Genomic DNA, 16,906 nt, shown 5'->3' with positions numbered 1-16,906 from the left:
CGGCCCCGGCCGCCCGCCGCGCCGCCCGCGCGCACCCCCGGGCGGCGATCGCGACCGCCGACCTCTGGCAGCCCCTCCCGCTGGCCGACGCCTCCGCCGACGCTCTGCTCACCGTCTTCGCGCCGCGGAACGCCCCGGAGATGCGGCGGGTGCTCCGTCCGGGCGGCGTCGCCGTCGTCGTCACTCCGCGCGAGAGGCACCTGCACGAGATCCGCGAGCGGTTCGGGATGCTCGGCATCGACGCCGGCAAGGCGGAGCGGCTCGACGAGCAGCTGGCGGGGTTCGCGCTCGAGGAGCGCACCGAGCTGGACACGACGGTGCTGATGAGCGTCGACGAGCTGCGCGCCGAGGTGCTGATGGGGCCGAGTGCCCACCACGTGGATCCCGAGGCGCTGGACGCGCGGCTCGCGGCGGCGGAGGCGTCGGCCAGCGGGAGGGGCTGCCAGAGGTCGGCGGTCGCGATCGCCGCCCGGGGGTGCGCGCGGGCGGCGCGGCGGGCGGCCGGGGCCGAGAGGTCCAGGCCCAGCCCGTCCGCCGCCGGATGCGCCTCGAGCACGGCCGCGAGGTACGCCCCGGTGCCGCAGCCGAGGTCGACCACGAGCCGCGCGCCGGCGGGGACGGCCGCGGCGACCGCGTCCTGGATCACCCGGTAGTGGCCGGAGCCGAGCAGGTCGGCGCGGGCCTGCACCATCGCCGCGGTGTCGCCCGAGGTCGCGTGCCTCCCGCGCAGCAGCGAGGCGTAGCCCTGACGCGCGAGGTCGGCGCTGTGCCCGAGGGGGCAGCGGAGCGAGGAGGGGCGGGGGAGCGCGTCGGGGGCGAGCGCGCCGCCGCAGACCGGGCAGGCGAGGGCGGGCAGCACCGTCGATCCGGGTCGGGCGGCCGGATCGAACGCGCTCACTCCGCGCCGGGCGCGCGCGCCCGCATGGCGGTGACCGCCGCGTTCAGCGTCGCGATGGTCGGCACCGCGAACAGCGCTCCGGCGAGCCCGGCCACCTCGAGCCCGGTCGCGACTCCGAGCACCACGGCGAGCGGATGCACCTTCACGGCGGTCCCGAGGATGAGCGGCTGCAGCACGTGCCCCTCGAGCAGGTGCACCAGGATCACGACGCCGACCATCACCAGCGCGGCGACGGGCCCGCTGAACAGCAGAGCGACCAGCGCGGCGAGCGCACCGGTCACGATCGCGCCGAGGATCGGGACGAACGAGCCGAGGAACACCACGATCGCGATCGGCACGACGAGCGGCAGCTGCAGCGCGAGCGCGCCGATGCCGATGCCGACGGCGTTGATCCCGGCGACGCCGAGCTGCGCGATCACGAACTGGCTGAGGGTCCGCCAGCCGGCGGCGCCGCCGCGCTCCATCGCGGGGCGCGCGCGGCGGGGGAGGAGGCGGAGGAACCAGTGCCAGATCCGGCGGCCGTCGAGGAGCAGGAAGATCAGCGAGAACAGGGTGAGGAGGGTTCCGGCGAAGACCTCGGCCAGCTGGGAGCCGACGGCGAGGGCCCCGGACGCGATCGTCGACGCCTGCGCGTCGGCCCAGTCGACCGCGCGCTGCGCCCAGTCCGAGAGCTGGACGTCCGAGAACGACAGCGGCGGGCTCCGCAGCCACGCCTCGACGCCGTCGACCGCGTCGAGAGCGCGCTGCCCCACTCCGCTGAAGCCGGAGCGCGACTGCACGATCACCAGCCCGACGAGGCCGGTCAGCAGGAGGAGCATCAGGACGATCGAGACCAGGACCGCGAGCGGGCGGGGGAGCCGCAGGCGCTCGAGCCGGTTCCGCAGCGGGGTGAGGAGCGCGGTGAGCAGCAGCGCGATCAGCACCGGCACGACGATCACGGGCAGCAGCGAGACGAGGCGCACGAGGAGGTAGAGGAGCCCGGCGACGGCGAGGAAGCGCCACGACCAGGCGGCGGCGATCCGCATCCCGGTCGAGACGTCGCCCGAGGCGTCGTCCGGCGAGTCCGAGGGGGCCGGAGCCGTGACCGCAGCCGGGGGAGCGGCGGCCGCAGGCGGACTCGCCGCCGTGCCGTGCCGCTCGTCGCGCGCTCGCCGTCCCCGCATGACCCCTCCGATCCTCTCGCAGTGTACGGCGGAGCGGCCGTCCGGGACCGGGAGGGAGCCCGGGGGCGCCCCGCCTGGAGGGATCCGGGCGCCGGATGTGCCGGCAGCGGCTCGTCCGGAGGGCGGAACGCGCCGGATCGCGCCGTCTCCGCCCCGTTCCCCGTCTCGGCCGCGGGAGGCCGGTCCGCGCCGGTAGCGTTGTGCGGGTCGATGCCGAGCGAGGAGGGCGACGGATGCTGGAGGCGGTTCTCGCGATCGCCGCGTGGTGCGCGGGCGCGGTGCTCGTCGTCAGCGGCGCCCTGAAGCTCGGCCGCACGGAGCGGTTCCGGGCGAGCCTCGAGGCGCTCGGGGTCCCCCTCCTCCTCCGGCGCCGCGGCTGGTTCGCGGCCGCCTTCCCCGTCGTCGAGATCGCGCTGGGCGCCGCGGTGGTGCTGGCGCCCGCTCCGGCGCACCGTGCCGCCCTCGTGCCGGTGGCGCTCCTCGACGCCGTGTTCCTCGTCGTCGCCGTCCGTGCGGTCCGCGCGACGGAGGACGTCGACTGCGAGTGCTTCGGCGGGCTGGGCTCGGCACGGATGACCGGACACACCGTCGCGAGGAACGCGGTGCTGCTCGCGCTCGCGGTCGCCGGGGCCCTCGGCGGGCTCGCTCCGGCCGCGCTGCTCGGCGGCGGCGGTGCCTCGGCGGCGGCGTCCGGGCTCGCCGCCGCTCTCGCCGCGGTCTCGCTCGTGCTGGTGCGCGACCGCCTTGCGGCGTCGACGGCCGCTCGCGTCCGGGCGGCCGCCCGCCTGTCCGCAGCCGACAGGGAGTCCGCGCCGGGGCGCGCGCCCGAGGGCGACCTCTCGGCCGCCGACCTCGCGTTCGTCACAGTGGCCGGCGAGCTCCTGACGCTCGAGGAGCTGTCCCGCCCGGCGACGCACCTCGTCTTCTTCTCGCCCTCGTGCGCCGCCTGCCACGCGCTCGTCGAGCGCTTCCGCTGGTGGCCCCACGGCCTGCGCCCGGGCGAGGAGCTGCTGCCCGTCCTCCTCGGCAGCCGCGAGGACTTCGCGGTGCACGCCGTCTACGGGCCGCTCGTCGACCACGCCCTCTACGATCCGGAGGGCCGCGTCGCCGCCGCCCTCGGCCGAGCGGGGACGCCGGGCCACGTGCTGCTCACGCCCGAGCGTCCGCTCGGCGACGGCTGGACCTCGGGAGCCGCGTCGATCGAGGCACGCGTGCTCCGGCCCGGATTCCTCGCCGAGCTGCAGGCGGCCGGCCCGGACCCGGCTCCGGCGGCCGGCGGCGCGGTACCGGCGGGGTGACGACGGCCGGCGGGCGGAACGGTGCCGCCGGGCTGTCGACGACCGACCGACGGCGGCCGGGCTCAGCGGCGCTCGAACTCGCCGGACATCGAGCCGTGCACGGGGTGGGCGGGATCGTCACCCACGGCGCGGGCGGGATCGTCGATCTCCACGGCGCGGGACGGGGGCTCCTCGTCGCTCGCGTCGAGGCCGAAGCCGTCCTCGAGCAGCTCCTGGGCGATGCGGCTCGACAGGCCGCTCCTCTCGCCCGGTCCGGGGTCGCTCTCCGGGTCGACGGGGGCGGCGAACGCCTGCTCGAGTCCGGACGCCGGCATCCCGGCGTCGTCGATCGAGTCGGCTCGCCCGTCGAAGGGTCCTCGTGCAGGTCTCGGCATGCGCCCGAGCGTAGAGGACGGGCCCCCGGAGGTCGACGCTCCGTCGCGCACTGCCGGGCCGCCCGCGCGCCGGGTCAGTCGTGCAGCGACCAGGAGTGGGGAGCGACCTGGACGCCGCCGACGGTCGCCGTCTCGTCGCCGATGTTCAGCGCGAGCCGCGCGGTGCGTCCCTCCGGGCCCTCCGCCACGAGCATCACGGCGGTGTTGGAGAGGTCGACCGTGCGGGTGCTCGCGCCGACCAGCCACGGGTTCCGTCGGCGGAACGCGACGACCTCCTGGTGGGCCCGGTAGGCCTCCCCGCCCGGCCACTCGGCGGGCTCGGCCGGGAACTCCGGGCGGATCGCGTCGTCGCCGCCGATCCGCTCCTCCTTGACGCCGCGCAGGCCCCGCTCGTCGCCGGAGTAGATGCTCGGCACGCCGGCGACGAAGCCGAGGATCGCCGTGGCGTGGCCGTGGTGGCGCTCGTCGCTGACGGCGCTGGCGATCCGGGTCACGTCGTGGTTGCCGACGAAGGTCAGGGGCAGGAACTCGCGGACGAAGTCGTCGTGGCGCTTCAGGGACCAGGCCAGCTCGAAGAGGTTCGCCTCCTCGAGGGAGTTGCGGACGGCCTTCCAGAGCTCGTACTGCGTGACCGAGTCGAGCCCCGACTCCCGCACGTAGCCGGTGTAGTCGCCGTGGATGACCTCGCCGACGAACCACGCGTCGGGGAAGCGCTGCCGCACCGGGTCGATCGCCGCGTGCCAGGCCGCCGGCGCGACCGCGTACGCCGCGTCGAGCCGCCAGCCGTCGATGCCCCGCTCGAGCCAGTGCGCGAGCACGGAGGACACGTGCTCCGCGACCTCGGGGTTCCCGTTGTCGAGCTCGACCAGGGCGTCGTGCCCCTCGAACACGTCGACGCGGAGGCCGTCGACCTCCTGCGACCGCTCGCTGCGGGAGAAGCGCGCCGCCTCGGGGGAGCCCTCGCCGGCCGCGACGGCGGCACGCCACCAGGGGTGCTCCCGTCCCACGTGGTTGAAGACCCCGTCGAGCAGCACCCGGATCCCGCGCTCGCGGCACGCGGCGATCAGCGCGTCGAGGTCTGCCTCGTCGCCGAGGCGGGGATCGACCCGGAAGTGGTCGACCGTGTCGTAGCCGTGGGTGGAGGAGGCGAAGACCGGCCCGAGCAGCAGCCCGTTGCAGCCCAGCGCCAGCAGGTCGTCGAGCCAGGGCAGCAGGGCGCGGAGGCGGTGCTGCGGCTCGTCGTCCGGGCCCGGACCCTCCGAGGCGCTCGCCTCGGCGCCCGTGAAGCCGAGCGGGTAGACGTGCCACCAGATCGCCGTCGAGATCCAACCGTCCGTCTGAGCCATCGTGGCCGTCCTCCCGGCCCGCTCGGGCGCGGGCCGCCGTCACTGTAGCGAGGCGGGCTGGACCGGAGCCGCGCCCGCTCACGGACCGGGCCGCAGGGCGGTGATCCAGGCCAGCACGGCGAGGCCCGCCCGCACGGAGGCGGGAGCCGTGACGGAGCAGACGAGCAGCGCGAGAGCCGCGCAGGCGAGCCCGGCCACCGCGCTCCTCCGCTCGCCCGCCCACCGCAGCGCCCGCACGGACGCGATCACCGCGGCGACCGCCACGGCGACGGCGGGGAGGGCCCAGAGCGGATGCACGGAGGACGCGAGCGCGAGCAGGCCCAGCGCGAGCGCGGCGAGGCCGGGCTCGTACGTCCGGCGAGCGGGAGGGTGCCGCCGGGGCGGCCGGGGGAGGGCCGCGTCGGCCGGAGCGGATGGAGGGAGGAGTGCCGTCGTCGTCATGAGCCGATCCTCGTCAGGCGGCGGACTCTGCGGAGTGGCGATCGGCGGATCGGTGGACGAGAGGCGCCGAGCGCCTCCTGTGGAGGGACCGACCGGCGCGATCGGCGTCGTTCCGGGCGTCTCGAGGCCGGAATCGCCGGAGATCCGGGGCGGGGCTGGTAGGTTACCGACGGTCCGACCGGTTGAGGACGTCCGTCCCCGGCCGAGGACGATCCATCGAAACCAGCTGTTCCGACAGCGAGAACGTCCTGGGAGGACACTCCATGGCTGACAAGTCGCTCAACCGCACCGAGCTCGTCGCGAAGATCGCCGCCGACTCCGGCCAGAGCCAGGCCGCCGTCAACGGCGTCCTCGACTCGCTCTTCACCACCCTCGCCGACTCCGTGTCGAACGACGTGAAGGTCACCATCCCGGGCTGGATCGCCGTCGAGCGCACCTCCCGCGCCGCGCGCACCGGCCGCAACCCGCAGACCGGCGAGACCATCCAGATCGCCGCCGGCCACTCGGTCAAGGTCTCCGCGGGCACCAAGCTCAAGGCCGCCGCGAAGTAGTCGCGCCCTCCGACACGGCCCCGGCACTGCGCCGGGGCCGTCGTCGTCCGCGGACGCGGCCGCGGATCGTCCGCGGACGCGGCTGCCGATCAGCCGCGGAACGTAGGCTGGACCGGTGAATCGAACCGTCCGGATCGTCGGCCCTGCGCTCGTGCTCGTCGCCGCAGCGCTCGTCGCCCTCCTCGCGGCCCTGGCCTTCGGCGGGGGAGCCGCGGCTCCGCTGCTGAACGATCCCGGCCCCGTGGTCCGCTACGGCCTCCCGATCGCCAAGCTGGCCGTCAATCTCGGCGCCGCGGGCATGATCGGCTCGCTCGTGCTGACGCTGTTCGCGCTGAGCCCCCGCGCCGCCGCCGCCCGCGACGCCCGGTCCTCGTCCCGATCTTCGACCGCTCACGCCTCCTCGCGCGGCGGCCAGTCCTCGCGCGGCGGCCAGTCCTCCTCCCGCGCCGGATCGACGCGCACCGCGGTCGCCCCCGCGCGCCCCGCGCCCGCCGAGGCCGCGCCCGAGCCGCGCACCGAGTTCTCGATCGCCCTCGACGTCGCCGCCGCCAGCGCCGCCTTCTTCGCGGCGGCCAGCGCGATGACCGGGTTCCTCACCTTCCTCAACGTCACGCAGACGCCCCTGAGCCTCGACCGCGACTTCGGCACCAAGCTCAGCTACTTCATCGGCAGCATCGAGGTCGGCCAGGCCTGGCTCATCACGACCCTGCTCGCGGCCGTCGTCACCGTCCTCTGCTTCGCCGTCCGCAACCAGACCGCGCTCGTCTTCGTCACGGGCCTGGCCCTGCTCACGCTGCTGCCGATGGCGCAGCAGGGGCACGCGGCGGGAGCGAGCGGGCACGACGCCGCCGTCACGGCGCTGGGCCTGCACCTCGTCTTCGCGGCGATCTGGCTGGGCGGCCTCATCACCGTCATCGCCCTGCGGCCCCTGCTCGGCGGCTCCCGCCTGCTGCCCGTGATCGAGCGCTACTCCAGCCTCGCGCTCGTGAGCTTCGTCGTGGTCGCGGCGTCCGGCTACGTCAGCGCCGAGCTCCGGCTCGCCACCCTCGACAACCTGCTCACCGGCTACGGGATCCTCGTGCTGGTCAAGGTCGCGGCGCTGGTCGCGCTGGGCCTGTTCGGCGTGCTGCAGCGCCGCTACCTCATCGAGCGGATGCGGAAGGCCGGCGGTGTCGGCGGCCGCAGCTTCTGGTGGCTCGTCGGCGCCGAGGTCGCCTTCATGGGGATCGCCTCCGGAGTCGCCGCGGCGCTCGCGCGCACCGCGACCCCGGTCGACCAGATCGCCGCAAGCCAGCTCACGGATCCGACCCCGGCTCAGCTGCTGACGGGCGAGCCCCTGCCGCCGCCCGCGAGCGCGATGAACTTCCTCACGCTCTGGAACATCGACCTGGTCTGGCTCCTGGTCTGCTCCTTCGCCATCGCGTTCTACGTCGCCGGAGTGGTGCGCCTGCACCGCCGGGGTGACCGCTGGCCCCTGCACCGCACGATCCTCTGGATCGCGGGCATGCTCCTCCTGGCCTACATCACGAACGGCGGGGTGAACGCGTACGAGAAGTACCTGTTCAGCGCCCACATGCTCTCGCACATGGTCCTCACCATGGCGGTGCCGCTGCTGCTCGTCCCGGCGGCACCGGTCACGCTCATCGCCCGCGCCGCCGCCCGCCGCTCCGACGGCTCCCGCGGCGCCCGCGAGTGGGTGCTGCTCGCCGTTCACTCGCGCTTCGCCACCGCGATCTCGCACCCGATCGTCGCCGCGCTGCTGTTCGTCGGGTCGCTCTGGGGCTTCTACTACTCCCCGCTGTTCCGCTGGGCCACCACGGACCACATCGGCCACGAGTGGATGATCGTCCACTTCCTGATCACCGGCTACCTCTTCGTCAGCGTCCTGATCGGAGTGGACCCGAGCGTGCACCGCGTGCCCTTCGCGATGCGCCTCCTGCTGCTGCTGGGCACCATGGCGTTCCACGCCTTCTTCGGCCTCGCACTGATGACGGGGGAGGGGCTGCTCCTGGCCGACTGGTACGGAGCGATGGGCTGGGGCACGTCCGCGCTCGCCGATCAGCAGGCGGCCGGCGGCATCGCGTGGAGCATCGGCGAGATCCCCACCCTCGCGCTCGCGATCGTCGTCGCGATGATGTGGAGCCGCTCCGACGCCCGCGAGACCAAGCGCCGCGACCGCCAGGCCGACCGCACCGGAGAGGCCGAGCTCACGGCCTACAACGACCGCCTGGCCGCCCTCCAGAAGCGCGGCTGATCCGCGCCCGGGCCCCGGGGTCCCGGCGGCCCGCGGGTACAGTGGAGCGGTGACTCAGCCGACCCTCTCCGACGAGCAGCAGCGGGTCTTCGACCTCATCGAGAACACGCGCGAGCACCTGTTCGTCACGGGTCGCGCGGGCACGGGCAAGTCCACCCTGCTCAACCACCTGAGCTGGAACACCGACAAGCAGATCGTCATCTGCGCCCCCACCGGCGTCGCGGCGCTGAACGTCGGCGGCCAGACCATCCACTCGCTCTTCCGACTGCCGATCGGCGTCATCGCCGACTCCGACCTCGACCAGCCGCCCGAGCTGCGCAAGCTCCTCAACACCATCGACACGCTCGTCATCGACGAGATCTCCATGGTCAACGCCGACCTGCTCGACGGGATCGACCGCAGCCTCCGGCAGGCGCGGCAGCGGCGCTCCGAGCCGTTCGGGGGCGTGCAGGTCGTCCTCTTCGGCGACCCGTTCCAGCTCGCACCCGTTCCCGGCGATCCGGAGGAGCGCGCCTACTTCGCCGACCGCTACCGCTCGCTGTGGTTCTTCGACGCCCTCGTCTGGCAGGAGGCGCCGCTGCGGATCGTCGAGCTCGGCCGGATCCACCGGCAGAGCGACGAGCGCTTCAAGTGGATGCTCAACGCGGTCCGCTTCGGCATGGTGACGAAGGAGATCGCCGACGTGCTGAACGCGGCGGGCGCGCGGACGCCTCCGGCCGACGACGCGATCACGCTCGCGACCCGCAACGACACGGTCAACCGCATCAACCAGGCGGCGCTCGCGCGGCTGAAGGGCCCGCTGAAGACCGCGTCGGCCGAGATCAGCGGCGACTTCGGCGGGCGTGCCTATCCAGCGGACCAGAACCTCGAGCTCAAGATCGGCGCGCACGTGATGTTCCTGCGCAACGACTCCGAGCAGCGCTGGGTGAACGGCACGATCGGCCGGGTGACGAAGGTCGCGGGAACGGTGTGGGTCGAGGTGGACGGCGAGGTCCACGAGGTCGAGCCCGCGACCTGGGAGCGCTACCGTTACTCCTACTCCGCCGCGACGAAGAAGCTCACCCGCGAGATCGTCGCCGAGTTCGCACAGTTCCCGCTCCGCCTGGCGTGGGCGGTCACGATCCACAAGTCGCAGGGCAAGACCTACGACTCCGCCGTGGTCGACCTCGGGCAGCGCGCCTTCGCCCCCGGGCAGACCTACGTGGCGCTCAGCCGCATCACGAGCCTCGAGGGGCTCTACCTGACGCGGCCGCTCCGGCCGAGCGACATCATCGTCGACAAGGACGTGCTGCGCTTCATGTCCGAACGGCGAGCCGAGCCCGCCGCCGTCGCGGAGGCGTCCGCGGACTGACGCCCCGCGGAGGACGTGGGAGCAGGGGCCTCAGGCCGCCGCGCAGGTCCGGGCGAGATCGCGGAACAGCTCCGTCGTCAGCCGGTACGCCTCCGCGACCTCCGCGATGACCCGCTCGCGCTCCTCCTCGTCCCAGCCCGCGGCGTCGAGCTGCTCGCGGTAGGTGGCGCGGAAGGCCGACGGTGCGGCGATCTCGCCGAAGAGGAAGAAGCCGACGCCGTTGGTCTCGAAGCCGAACCGCCGCTGCAGCAGCCCGCGGACGATCGCGCAGCCGGAGAGGTCGCCGAGGTAGCGCGTGTAGTGGTGGGCGACGAAGCCGCCGCTCCAGCCCGCGGCCACGGTGCGGATCCGGTCGACGTAGGCGCTGGTCGAGGGCAGCGGGCGGATGCGCTCCCGCCAGTCCTCACCGACGAGGAAGCGCAGGTCCTCCGCGATCGCGGGGAGCCGAGTGAGCTTGGCCGAGAGGAAGGGCTCCGCGACCGGATCGCCGGCCATGTCCTCCGCCACGGCCTCGAGGGCCTCGTAGACGAAGTAGTGCTGCGAGATGAGCGCGATGTAGTCGTCGCGGCCGCCGGAGCCGGTCATCAGCGAGGTCATGAAGGCGGCGCCCTCGTCGTCCGCGCCGGACTGCCCGATGCGCAGGCGCAGGGCCTCGGAGAACGGGATGACGTTCGACACGGTGGCCTCCCTCGGCGACTGAGGTCTGCCTTACCTTAGCCGAGCGGAGCCGCTGGGACCAGAGGCGTCAGTGCCCGTGTCCGCCGTCGACGACGGAGTGCATCATCCCGCCCATGTCGCCCGACCCGCCCGAGGAGGCGGCCATGGCGGGGGTGGCGAGGGCGGAGACGGTGAGCGCGCCGGCCAGGAGTCCGACGAGAGCTCGCGACGGCGAGACGGCCTTCTCCTCGACGCGCGGAGAGCGGAGCGAGACGGCCACCACGGCGACCGCGATCAGCTGGAGGACCGCGGCCGCCAGCGCGGGGAGGGGCTCGGCGAGTGCGCCGAGGGCCAGAGCGAGGGCGAACGCCGCCAGGGAGGCGACCGCGACGACCAGCGCGGAGCGCGGCACGACGATCCGGCCGCGTGCCAGGACGAGGACCGCCCAGAGGATCTCGACAGTACCGAGCGCTCCGATCACCGGAGCCTGCACGCCCTCGCCGCCGGCGGCGAGCGAGAGGTGGACGAGCCCGGCGCCGAGTCCGGCGAAAGCGGCGTTGCAGCGGGCCACGGTGGTCATGGCGGCTCCTTCGCTGGATCGGGGAAGAAGAGGAGGCCCCGGATCGACACACCGCATCGTGTCGTCCGGGGCCGTTCAGTCCGTCCGCCGCGGAAAACGGCGGGCCCACGGCGGACGGAGTAGAGGGGGGCGGCGGGTGCCGCCCTGGTCAAGCGGTCGCGGCGGTGCGCGTCCTCGCCGTCTTCTCGGTGCCGAGTCCGACTCCCAGGAGCACCAGCGCGCTGGCCAGGTGCAGGAAGTGGTCGGCGGTGTTCAGCGCCAGCACGTTCAGGGCGGTGTCGACCAGGAAGAAGCCGACGATGCCGAGCAGCAGGTACACCGCTCCGACGGTCACGTTGACGGTCTTCGCCGCGGCGACGGTCGACAGGCCCGCGATCAGCAGCGCGCCTCCGATGAGCAGGTGGGCGATGTTGTGCAGCGGGTTCACCTCGAAGACGCCGAGCAGGAGCCCGCCTTCGGTCGAGAGGAACTGCACGCCTCCGGTCACGACGAAGCCGAGGAGCCCGACGACGACGTAGACGGCTCCGAAGAGAGTCGCCAGCAGTCGATTGGGGGATCTGCGCATGGTCTCTTACCTCCTTCGAGCAGCGCCTCTGCGCTGTACTCCCTCTCTTCGTAACCCGGCGCCTGCCGGTTTGGGAACGGGGTGGACTCCGCCGGTCACGGTCAGGACACGAATCGCGATCGGGCGCTCAGCGGCCCTCTCCGGCCCGACGGAGCCCCCGTACAGTGGTGCCGTTCGCAGACGACGGGGGAGTCGCACGGCATGGGATCTCGCAGACGGACGCGGACGGGGCTGCTCGTCGTCCCGGTCCTCGTGCTCGCACTGGCCGGCTGCACGCCCGCCGCCGCCTCGCGCGTGGCGGAGGCGCCCGCGCAGGCGGCGTCGGAGGAGCTCGCCTCCGCCCTGTCGGGGTTCCTCGACGAGACGGTCGGCGTCGCCGGCGCGACCGGAGCGGTCGCCGGGGTCTGGTCGCCGTGGGGCGGCAGCTGGGAGGGCGCGGTCGGCTGGGAGTCGGACGAGCGCACCACCGCCCTCACCACCGACGCGCACCTGCGGCTCGGCACCGGCGGCACCGAGGCGATGACCTGCGACGTGGTCCTCGCCCTCGCCGACTCCGGCCGGGTCGACCTCGACGCCGACGTCGGCGAGACGCTGCGCTCCCTGCCCGGCATCGACGGGCTCACCCTGCGCGAGCTCTGCGCGCACACCTCCGGCCTGGCCGACTTCCGCTCGGCGCTCTGGCCGACCGTGCTCCAGAACCCCCCGCGGCAGTGGCCGACGCTCGAGCTGCTGGCCGCGGCCCAGGTGCGCGGCGCCTCGGCCGAGCCCGGAGCAGCGTGGTCCGACTCCGCCACCGGTCCGCTGCTCGCCGGCATCGTCGCCGCGCAGGTGACCGGTCGGAGCATCGGGGAGCTCTACGACCAGTACGTGGTGCCGCGGTACGGGCTGCGCAGCACGGAGCTGCCCGGCGCCTCCGAGGTCGACCTGCCCGCTCCGTCCCCCCGCGGCTACGCGGTCGCGCTGGACCCGGCGACCGGGGAGAAGCGCTGCGACGTGCGGCTCGACGTCACCGCCGCGTCCCCGTCCGCGCTCGGCGCCGCGGGCGGAGCGCTGACCGATCTGGAGGACCTCCGGCGGCTGGCGACGGGGCTCGCGGCCGATCCCGCGGGCGACGCCATGTGGCAGGACCCGGTCGTCCAGGGCCAGGGCCGCGCCGACTACCTCCGCGCCGGGCTCGGCGGGCACGAGGCGGGACCCCTCCGCGGCTTCTCGGGCCTGGCGCCCGGCTTCGTCACCGCGGCCTACTCCGACCCGGTCTCGGGCCTGACCGTGGCCGTCTCGATCAACAGCTCGACGCCCGGCGGCGACTTCGCCGCGACGGTCGCCCGCACCCTGGCCGCCATCGCGGTCGAGCAGGGAGCCGCGGCGGGAGCCGAGGGCCTGCCCCGGCTCCCGTGGACGGCCGACGGCGAGCGCGGCGCCGTGCAGGGGACCCCGACGCGCTGCTGATCCGGCGGCGCCCTACTCTGGTGCCATGCCGATCACTCCCGACACCAAGGACTGGACCTGGGTCCTCGAGCGCCCCTGCCTCGAGTGCGGTTTCGACGCCTCGCTCGTCGACGCCGACGAGGTCGCAGAGCTCATCCGCGAGAACGCCGCCGCCTGGCCCTACGTGCTCGACCGCGACGACGCGGCGGGCCGGCCCGACGACGAGACCTGGTCACCGCTCGAGTACGCCGCGCACGTGCGCGACGTGCACCGCATCTACCGCACCCGCGTGAAGCTGATGCTCGCCGGCGACGACCCGCTCTACCCCAACTGGGACCAGGACGTCACCGCCGTGGAGGAGCGCTACGACCAGCAGGACCCCGCGACGGTCGGCCGCGAGCTGGTCGAGGCGGCCGAGCGCATCGCCGAGGTGTTCGACTCCGTCGCCGGTGCCCAATGGCAGCGCCGAGGCCGCCGCAGCGACGGCGCGGCGTTCACGGTCGACACGATCGCCCGCTACTACCTGCACGACGTCCAGCACCACCTGCACGACGTGCAGGGCTGAGCTCAGGTGTCGATGAGCTGCGGATTGAGGAACGAGAGCGTCCGCGCGTAGGCGAGCGCCGCGGAGGCGGGGCTGACAGCGTCGCGCAGGTTGCCGTTCGCGAAGTGCCGCTGCGTGTCCGGGTAGGTGTGCGCCGTGACCGGCGTCCCCGACTCCTTCAGCCGCCCGACGAACGACTCCGGGTCGTCGCCCGCGGGCCACTCGTCGCTCTGCGCGTAGTGCAGGAGGGTGGGGCACGGGACCAGCACGTGCTCCTCCGCACCGAGGGTGGCGTAGTACGCGACCACCGCGTCCACGAGCCCGGTGCCCGCGGCGAGCAGCCCGAGGCGGCCGCCGAAGCCGAAGCCGATGACGGCGCAGCGCGGTGCCCCGGCCGCGACTCCGGTGCCGACCGCCTCGGCGACGGCGGCGAGGGTGCGGTCCTGCGCGGCCATCGCGGCGAGGTCGCGCGCGTCCTCCGGGGCGAGCGTGGCCCAGCCGTCGTAGAGGTCGGGCACGAGCACGTGGTAGCCGTGCTTCGCAACGGCCTCGGCGAACGGCTCCAGCCACGGCAGGCGCCCGAAGACGTCGTGCAGCACGACCACCACGGGCCGGCCGGGGTGCCCGTACTCGAGGGCGACGCCCGGCGACGGGATCTGGACGAGCTCTGTCACCCCTCCACCCTGCCCTCTGCGTCCCGCGATCCCGCGCGCTGCCACTGATCCGCCCGGCGTGTCGCGTCGGAACGCCGCTCGGGCGCCTCACCGCTCCGCGCGGCCGTACGGCTCCAGCGGCAGGACGACCTGCTCGCGCAGGTGCTCGTAGACGACCGAGGTGCGCACATCGGCGACCTCGCGGCGCTGTGTCAGCTCGTCGATGACGAAGGCGTAGAGGTCCTGGTTGTCGCGGACGGCGACGTGGATGATGAAGTCCTCCGAGCCGGAGGTGACGAACACGCCGACCGTCTCGTCGAGGCCGGCGACCCAGTCGCGGAAGGCCTCGATGATCTCGCGCGACGGCGGACGGATGCGGACCGCGATCAGCGCCTGCACGCCGCGCCCGAGGGCCGCGAAGTCGAGAGTGAGCGTCGCGCCGGTGATGACGCCGCGGCGCCGGAGGCTCCTCGTGCGGTCGAGGGCGGTGGTGGGCGAGACGTGCACGGCGGCTGCGAGGTCCCGGTTCGTGATCCGTGCCTCCGACTGCAGGACCTGCAGGATCCGGACGTCGAGTTCGTCGAGTGCCGCTCCTGGGCCGTTCTGCTGGTCGTTCATACGGAGATCCTGCCGAAGGGGAGCCCTCCTGCCTACTGTTCGTGACGTCACTGCGCACGAACCGAGGAGCATCATGACCATCCCCGCCCCCGACGCCGTCGGCTTCCACCCCGACGAGATCGACACCGCCGCGCCCACCCGCTCGGCCCGCCTCAAGTGGGTGGTCGTCGTCGACGAGTCCCTCCCTGCCGGCCGCGCCGTGAACGCCGCGATCTGCGTGGGCGCCGCGACGGCCGCGCACGTCGCGGGGCTGCTCGGACCGAGCCCCGCCGACACGTCCGGATCGCTGCATCCCGGTCTGCCGTGGGCCGGCTGCACGGTCCTCGCCGCCGACGCGGCCACCCTGCTCGCGATCCGCGCCAAGGCCGAGGCGCACGACGGGACGTTCGTCGCCGACATGCCCGCGTCCGCGCAGGCCACCCGGGTGTACGACGAGTACCGGGAGGCGGTGGCGGCGAGCGGCTCTGACGAGCTGCAGTACCTCGCGGTCAGCCTGGTGGGGCCGAGGAACCGGATCGACAGGATCGTCGGGCGGCTGCCGCTGTTGGGCTGACGGACACCGCGGGGCTGCCGGACGCCGCTGCGCTGCCGGGCGCCGCTGCAGCGCCGGAGGAGGAGCCGCTCGCGTCGGGCCGGAGGAGGAGCCGCTCGCGTCGGGCCGGAGGACCGGCCGCAGACGAGGGGGGGAGGAGAGCGAGTGACGGGAATCGAACCCGCGCCATCTGCTTGGGAAGCAGAAGTTCTACCATTGAACTACACTCGCGTGGCGCCGCTCGGGCGCACCAGGACATCGTAGCAAGGCCCGGAGCCGGCCCATGCCCCCGGGTCGCGCCACGCCCTAGGATCGCAGCGTGCTCCTCTCCGACCGCGACATCTCGCTCGAACTCGCCTCCGGCCGCGTGGGGCTCGCCCCGCACGATCCGTCGATGCTGCAGCCGTCGTCCGTCGATGTGCGCCTCGACCGCTTCTTCCGGCTGTTCGACAACCACCGCTACCCGTACATCGATCCGGCCGAGGACCAGCCCGAGCTGACCCGCCTGGTCGAGACGCCGCAGGGCGAGCCGTTCATCCTCCACCCGGGAGAGTTCGTGCTCGGCTCGACCTACGAGGAGGTGTCGCTGCCGGACGACATCGCGGCGCGCCTCGAGGGCAAGAGCTCTCTCGGACGGCTCGGGCTGCTGACCCACTCGACCGCCGGGTTCATCGATCCGGGCTTCACCGGCCACGTCACCCTCGAGCTCAGCAACGTCGCGACGCTCCCCATCACGCTCTGGCCGGGGATGAAGATCGGCCAGATGTGCTTCTTCCGCCTCAGCTCGCCCGCCGAGAAGCCCTACGGCTCGGCGGAGTACAGCTCGCGGTACCAGGGCCAGCGCGGTCCGACCGCGTCGCGCTCGGCGCTCGGCTTCCACCGCACGGACGTCTACACCGACTGACGCCGGCGCAGGGATCAGGGCGCGGGGGTCAGCCCAGCAGGCGGGGGAGCTGCAGCACGAGCCAGGGGGAGAACGCCCAGGGGGTCGAGCGGACGGCGGCGAGCGTCGCCTCGGCGTCGACCCACTCGTAGTCCATGACCTCGTCGAGGCGCGGATCGAGGGCGTCGCGGCTCGACAGCGTCGCCGTGTAGACGGGGCAGATCTCGTTCTCGACGACGCCGGACGCGTCGACCGCGCGGTAGCGGAAGTCCGGCAGGGCGACCTCCAGCGTGGCCAGCCGGGCGCCGAGCTCGCGCTCGGCCCGGCGGACGACGGCGTCCTCGATCCGCTCGCCCGGGGCGGGGTGCCCGCAGAAGGAGTTGGTCCAGACGCCCGGCCAGGTGCGCTTCTCGAGGGCGCGGCGGGTCACCAGAAGCGCGCCGTCCGGGGAGAAGACGTGGCAGGAGAACGCGAGGTGCAGGGGAGTGGCAGTGTCGTGCACGGTCGCCTTGTCGGCGACCCCCACGGCGTTCCCGGCCTCGTCGAGGAGGACCACCTGCTCGATCCGGTCCGTCTGCACAGTGGCGGCTGGCGAAGTCATACCCGCAAGTCAAGCACGCCGCAACACATCAGCCGGCTTATCGTCCTGGTTCTCCCCTTTGTTAGCCTTCCCACGTGGATACGCGCGACCCCGTGGTTCTGTCCCGGTTGAGGCAGGAGCACGTCGATGCCGTCCTGGACAGGTTCTTCTCGTTGGCGAGGTCCCGGGC

Annotated in this window: 19 protein-coding genes and 1 tRNA gene; 8 read left to right on the top strand and 12 right to left on the bottom strand. The window is 73.8% G+C overall.

What is annotated here, in order from left to right; all coding sequences use genetic code 11:
- Window positions 1–898: methyltransferase domain-containing protein (locus C5C33_RS03495; RefSeq protein WP_258069171.1), on the bottom strand; the 898-nt coding region annotated here is incomplete at its 3' end.
- Window positions 895–2,061 carry an AI-2E family transporter gene (locus C5C33_RS03490; protein ID WP_104226121.1) on the bottom strand — a complete coding sequence of 389 codons (1,167 nt, stop codon included), beginning with the start codon at window positions 2,059–2,061 and terminating at the stop codon, window positions 895–897. The genes C5C33_RS03495 and C5C33_RS03490, both read right to left, overlap by 4 nt.
- 233 nt (window positions 2,062–2,294) lie before the next feature.
- On the opposite strand from C5C33_RS03490, the gene C5C33_RS18920 reads away from it, so the two are divergent.
- Window positions 2,295–3,359, top strand: a complete 1,065-nt coding sequence (locus C5C33_RS18920; protein WP_104260428.1) for a MauE/DoxX family redox-associated membrane protein — start codon at window positions 2,295–2,297, stop codon at window positions 3,357–3,359.
- A gap of 62 nt (window positions 3,360–3,421) precedes the next feature.
- On the opposite strand, the gene C5C33_RS18915 is transcribed toward C5C33_RS18920, so the two are convergent.
- The 3 genes from C5C33_RS18915 to C5C33_RS03470 form a co-directional block, all read right to left on the bottom strand.
- Entirely contained in the window at window positions 3,422–3,733 is a 312-nt protein-coding gene (locus tag C5C33_RS18915) for a hypothetical protein (RefSeq protein ID WP_146076888.1), read from the bottom strand.
- Between the two features lie 74 nt (window positions 3,734–3,807).
- Window positions 3,808–5,079, bottom strand: a complete 1,272-nt coding sequence (locus tag C5C33_RS03475) for an alpha-amylase family glycosyl hydrolase (RefSeq protein WP_104260427.1) — start codon at window positions 5,077–5,079, stop codon at window positions 3,808–3,810.
- 78 nt (window positions 5,080–5,157) lie between these two features.
- A complete protein-coding gene (locus tag C5C33_RS03470) occupies window positions 5,158–5,520 on the bottom strand; it encodes a hypothetical protein (protein ID WP_104260426.1) in 363 nt (120 codons plus the stop codon).
- A 263-nt stretch (window positions 5,521–5,783) separates the two neighbouring features.
- Here C5C33_RS03470 and C5C33_RS03465 point away from each other — a divergent pair, with 263 nt between their 5' ends.
- The 3 genes from C5C33_RS03465 (at window position 5,784) to C5C33_RS03455 (ending at window position 9,676) form a co-directional block, all read left to right on the top strand.
- The gene (locus C5C33_RS03465; RefSeq protein WP_056037903.1) at window positions 5,784–6,071 is read left to right on the top strand and encodes an HU family DNA-binding protein; all 288 of its coding nucleotides are present in this window, start codon (window positions 5,784–5,786) and stop codon (window positions 6,069–6,071) included.
- A 115-nt stretch (window positions 6,072–6,186) separates the two neighbouring features.
- On the top strand, window positions 6,187–8,325 hold the full coding sequence (locus C5C33_RS03460; RefSeq protein WP_258069170.1) for a bifunctional copper resistance protein CopD/cytochrome c oxidase assembly protein: 2,139 nt from the start codon (window positions 6,187–6,189) through the stop codon (window positions 8,323–8,325).
- A 49-nt stretch (window positions 8,326–8,374) separates the two neighbouring features.
- A complete protein-coding gene (locus tag C5C33_RS03455; RefSeq protein WP_104222908.1) occupies window positions 8,375–9,676 on the top strand; it encodes an ATP-dependent RecD-like DNA helicase in 1,302 nt (433 codons plus the stop codon).
- A gap of 30 nt (window positions 9,677–9,706) precedes the next feature.
- On the opposite strand, the gene C5C33_RS03450 is transcribed toward C5C33_RS03455, so the two are convergent.
- The 3 genes from C5C33_RS03450 to C5C33_RS03440 all read right to left on the bottom strand — a co-directional run bounded on the left by C5C33_RS03450 (window position 9,707) and on the right by C5C33_RS03440 (window position 11,478).
- Entirely contained in the window at window positions 9,707–10,354 is a 648-nt protein-coding gene (locus C5C33_RS03450; protein WP_104260425.1) for a heme oxygenase (biliverdin-producing), read from the bottom strand.
- A gap of 67 nt (window positions 10,355–10,421) precedes the next feature.
- Window positions 10,422–10,913, bottom strand: coding sequence for a hypothetical protein (locus tag C5C33_RS03445; RefSeq protein WP_104260424.1), 492 nt, complete (start codon window positions 10,911–10,913; stop codon window positions 10,422–10,424).
- A 148-nt stretch (window positions 10,914–11,061) separates the two neighbouring features.
- Entirely contained in the window at window positions 11,062–11,478 is a 417-nt protein-coding gene (locus C5C33_RS03440) for a DUF4383 domain-containing protein (protein WP_104222905.1), read from the bottom strand.
- 201 nt (window positions 11,479–11,679) lie between these two features.
- Here C5C33_RS03440 and C5C33_RS03435 point away from each other — a divergent pair, with 201 nt between their 5' ends.
- Together C5C33_RS03435 and C5C33_RS03430 are read left to right on the top strand one after the other, a co-directional pair.
- Window positions 11,680–12,927: a serine hydrolase gene (locus C5C33_RS03435; protein WP_104249916.1), complete on the top strand. Its 1,248-nt coding sequence runs from the start codon at window positions 11,680–11,682 to the stop codon at window positions 12,925–12,927.
- 25 nt (window positions 12,928–12,952) lie between these two features.
- Window positions 12,953–13,471, top strand: coding sequence for a DinB family protein (locus C5C33_RS03430; RefSeq protein WP_104260423.1), 519 nt, complete (start codon window positions 12,953–12,955; stop codon window positions 13,469–13,471).
- A 2-nt stretch (window positions 13,472–13,473) separates the two neighbouring features.
- Here the strand turns inward: C5C33_RS03430 and C5C33_RS03425 are convergent, their stop codons facing one another.
- A complete protein-coding gene (locus tag C5C33_RS03425) occupies window positions 13,474–14,124 on the bottom strand; it encodes a dienelactone hydrolase family protein (RefSeq protein WP_104260422.1) in 651 nt (216 codons plus the stop codon).
- Between the two features lie 87 nt (window positions 14,125–14,211).
- A complete protein-coding gene (locus C5C33_RS03420; protein ID WP_104260421.1) occupies window positions 14,212–14,721 on the bottom strand; it encodes an Lrp/AsnC family transcriptional regulator in 510 nt (169 codons plus the stop codon).
- A 73-nt stretch (window positions 14,722–14,794) separates the two neighbouring features.
- Between C5C33_RS03420 and C5C33_RS03415 the strand changes: the two genes are divergently transcribed.
- The gene (locus C5C33_RS03415) at window positions 14,795–15,274 is read left to right on the top strand and encodes a DUF2000 domain-containing protein (protein WP_104260420.1); all 480 of its coding nucleotides are present in this window, start codon (window positions 14,795–14,797) and stop codon (window positions 15,272–15,274) included.
- 139 nt (window positions 15,275–15,413) lie between these two features.
- On the opposite strand, the gene C5C33_RS03410 is transcribed toward C5C33_RS03415, so the two are convergent.
- Window positions 15,414–15,484: transfer RNA gene (locus C5C33_RS03410), tRNA-Gly, on the bottom strand.
- 88 nt (window positions 15,485–15,572) lie between these two features.
- Here C5C33_RS03410 and dcd point away from each other — a divergent pair.
- Window positions 15,573–16,157 carry a dCTP deaminase gene (gene dcd / locus C5C33_RS03405; protein WP_104246931.1) on the top strand — a complete coding sequence of 195 codons (585 nt, stop codon included), beginning with the start codon at window positions 15,573–15,575 and terminating at the stop codon, window positions 16,155–16,157.
- A gap of 28 nt (window positions 16,158–16,185) precedes the next feature.
- Here the strand turns inward: dcd and idi are convergent, their stop codons facing one another.
- Window positions 16,186–16,737: an isopentenyl-diphosphate Delta-isomerase gene (gene idi / locus C5C33_RS03400; RefSeq protein ID WP_104222897.1), complete on the bottom strand. Its 552-nt coding sequence runs from the start codon at window positions 16,735–16,737 to the stop codon at window positions 16,186–16,188.
- Window positions 16,738–16,906: the final 169 nt, after the last annotated feature.

It is taken from the genome of Rathayibacter sp. AY1H3, from assembly GCF_002932015.1.
The sequence above is the reverse complement of the archived record's forward strand: the minus strand, read 5'-3'. Positions and strand labels throughout refer to the sequence as shown.

Coding starts and splice junctions, on each gene's coding strand:
- C5C33_RS03440 (WP_104222905.1), bottom strand. CDS start 11,478: ATGCGCAGATCCCCCAATCGACTGCTGGCGACTCTCTTCGGAGCCGTC.
- C5C33_RS03430 (WP_104260423.1), top strand. CDS start 12,953: ATGCCGATCACTCCCGACACCAAGGACTGGACCTGGGTCCTCGAGCGC.
- C5C33_RS03420 (WP_104260421.1), bottom strand. CDS start 14,721: ATGAACGACCAGCAGAACGGCCCAGGAGCGGCACTCGACGAACTCGAC.
- C5C33_RS03475 (WP_104260427.1), bottom strand. CDS start 5,079: ATGGCTCAGACGGACGGTTGGATCTCGACGGCGATCTGGTGGCACGTC.
- C5C33_RS03415 (WP_104260420.1), top strand. CDS start 14,795: ATGACCATCCCCGCCCCCGACGCCGTCGGCTTCCACCCCGACGAGATC.
- C5C33_RS03445 (WP_104260424.1), bottom strand. CDS start 10,913: ATGACCACCGTGGCCCGCTGCAACGCCGCTTTCGCCGGACTCGGCGCC.
- C5C33_RS03470 (WP_104260426.1), bottom strand. CDS start 5,520: ATGACGACGACGGCACTCCTCCCTCCATCCGCTCCGGCCGACGCGGCC.
- C5C33_RS03435 (WP_104249916.1), top strand. CDS start 11,680: ATGGGATCTCGCAGACGGACGCGGACGGGGCTGCTCGTCGTCCCGGTC.
- idi (WP_104222897.1), bottom strand. CDS start 16,737: ATGACTTCGCCAGCCGCCACTGTGCAGACGGACCGGATCGAGCAGGTG.
- C5C33_RS18915 (WP_146076888.1), bottom strand. CDS start 3,733: ATGCCGAGACCTGCACGAGGACCCTTCGACGGGCGAGCCGACTCGATC.
- C5C33_RS03490 (WP_104226121.1), bottom strand. CDS start 2,061: ATGCGGGGACGGCGAGCGCGCGACGAGCGGCACGGCACGGCGGCGAGT.
- C5C33_RS18920 (WP_104260428.1), top strand. CDS start 2,295: ATGCTGGAGGCGGTTCTCGCGATCGCCGCGTGGTGCGCGGGCGCGGTG.
- C5C33_RS03465 (WP_056037903.1), top strand. CDS start 5,784: ATGGCTGACAAGTCGCTCAACCGCACCGAGCTCGTCGCGAAGATCGCC.